Annotated in this window: 3 protein-coding genes; 2 read left to right on the top strand and 1 reads right to left on the bottom strand. The window is 57.7% G+C overall.

Going from position 1 to position 2,096, the window contains the following annotated elements:
- Positions 1-115: 115 nt before the first annotated feature.
- A complete protein-coding gene (locus ACKOED_RS02965; RefSeq protein ID WP_408915088.1) occupies positions 116-586 on the bottom strand; it encodes a hypothetical protein in 471 nt (156 codons plus the stop codon).
- A 253-nt stretch (positions 587-839) separates the two neighbouring features.
- Here ACKOED_RS02965 and ACKOED_RS02960 point away from each other — a divergent pair, with 253 nt between their 5' ends.
- Entirely contained in the window at positions 840-1,322 is a 483-nt protein-coding gene (locus ACKOED_RS02960; protein WP_408915087.1) for a thioesterase family protein, read from the top strand.
- Positions 1,323-1,457: 135 nt separating this feature from the next.
- Complete coding sequence (gene thrH, locus ACKOED_RS02955; RefSeq protein WP_408915086.1) at positions 1,458-2,081, top strand: bifunctional phosphoserine phosphatase/homoserine phosphotransferase ThrH; 624 nt, start codon at positions 1,458-1,460, stop codon at positions 2,079-2,081.
- The last annotated feature ends 15 nt before the right edge of the window (positions 2,082-2,096 follow it).

Below are 2,096 nucleotides of genomic sequence, written 5' to 3'. Positions count from 1 at the left end.
TCGTCAGTGGCCATCTCTTCAGCTCCAAAACTCTCAGGAATTGAACGCCATTGGATATCTTCTCGAGAGTTTTGACTATCCGGAAACACCCTGAAACATCAATTAAAACAAGGACTTACGGTATTTTGCAGGGCCGACTACATAAATCCATTGCCGGCAACTCATTCACCGATACAAATGGAATCATTTCAGTCCAAAGTTTTTGAACTGTTAGATCCCAATGAAGAACTCTTTCGGGATATTTCAATATCTCCCCAGGAACTATAAAGAGATGCTCCACGGCGTTATCGAGTTCTTCAGCACCTCGGGCGGCGCACGTGATAAATGGCACTGAATCAACTAGTGCTCGACGGATATGCGACAGTTCATGCCAAATTGCACCGTTTGAAAAATAACCATTTGTTGGGAAATAGATGCGTGGCGGTAGCGGTTCAACCCGTGTTTTAAGCATACCATGCCCAGTAGGCCCACAAGTATTGAGTCTGTCATCACCGACAAATTCGATAAGCACATTGAGCTTTTGCTCCACATTTTGCAATAGAGCCCTTACGTCTCCATCGCAACGATTAAGGTAATCGGTCTTCATGACGATGAATATTTTTATCCTAGCAGCACACCATTCGGCGACGTGCAAGCACTTTTCACAATGTCGTGTCGCATTCTCGGGCGAATGCGAATAGTTTAGAACATCATGAGTTGATAAGTTGTTACCATAAAAACCAGATGCAGATCCAGCCGATAATCAGGACAACTTTTTCTTTGCTCCACGTGTAATGAATACGCCAGACGCCACCTCTGTTCCTCAGACCGAACAATCAGCCAGGATTGCGGCCGAACCATTGTCAACCTCCGCACCCCGACCTCCTCATGAGCAGGCGCGCTTCGAAACCGCCCTGATCGAGCTCTTCGAGCGCAAGATCGCCTTCAACCAGGTGCTGGGATTGAAGATCCTGTCCGTGCAACCCGGCGACGTACGCGCCCGCATTGACATGAAGCCCGAGCTGATCGGCAGCTTCACCCACGGCCGCCTGCACGGTGGGGTGATCTCGGCCACGCTGGACGCCATGGGCGGGCTGGCCATCATGGTGGCCGGTGCGGCAAAGCATCCGCAGGACAACGCCATGCAGGTGATGGGCCGCTTCGTGAAGATGGGCACCATCGACCTGCGCATTGACTACCTGCGCCAAGGCATTGGCAAGCACTTCATCGCCACGGCCGAGGTCACAAGGCTGGGTGGTCGCGTGGCCTCCACGCAGATGCGCTTCGTCAACGACGAAGGCCAGCTCATCGCCACGGGCGCTGCCGCCTACATCGTGGCCTGAAGCCGCCTCTGCGGGGATGGCCCGGGGGAGGTCTGGGCTACGATCATGCTTCTTTTGCGCTTGCCTCGCGCGCCCCTCTCGTTTCCCTCGCGCTCCCCAAGAAGAGCCCCGCCACCGTTTGTCTCGGAGCCCTGCATGCAAGTCGTCTGCCTCGACCTGGAAGGCGTGCTCGTCCCTGAAATCTGGATCGCCTTTGCCGAGCGCACCGGCATTCCGGAGTTCCGCCGCACCACGCGGGATGAGCCGGACTATGGCAGGCTCATGCGCTTTCGCATCGGCCTGCTGCGTGAGCGGGGCCTGAAGCTCGCCGACATCCAGGCCGTCATCGCCAGCATGGCGCCGCTGGAGGGCGCGAAGGACTTCCTGGACGGTCTGCGTTCGCAGTACCAGGTGATCATCCTGTCGGACACCTTCTACGAGTTCGCCGACCCGCTGATGCGCCAACTCGGGCGCCCCACCCTCTTCTGCCACAAGCTGGAGATCGACGCCGACGGCTTCGTGGCCGACTACAAGCTGCGCCAGCCGGACCAGAAACGCCATGCCGTGAACGCGCTCAAAGGCCTGAACTTCCAGGTCATGGCCGCGGGTGACTCCTACAACGACACCGGCATGCTGGGCGCCGCGCATGCGGGCTTCTTCATCCACCCGCCCGTGAGCATCGTGGCGCAGTTCCCGCAGTACCCGGTGCACCATGACTACGCCAGCCTGCGCGCCTCCATTGACGGTGCGGCGCAGCGCCTGCGCACCGAAGGCGCGTGACGGTCCGCCCGCGCC

The sequence above is a fragment of the Aestuariivirga sp. genome (assembly GCF_046093005.1).
In the GTDB taxonomy this organism is placed as follows: Bacteria; Pseudomonadota; Alphaproteobacteria; order Rhizobiales; family Aestuariivirgaceae; genus Aestuariivirga.
This window is presented reverse-complemented; position numbering and strand designations above follow the sequence as displayed.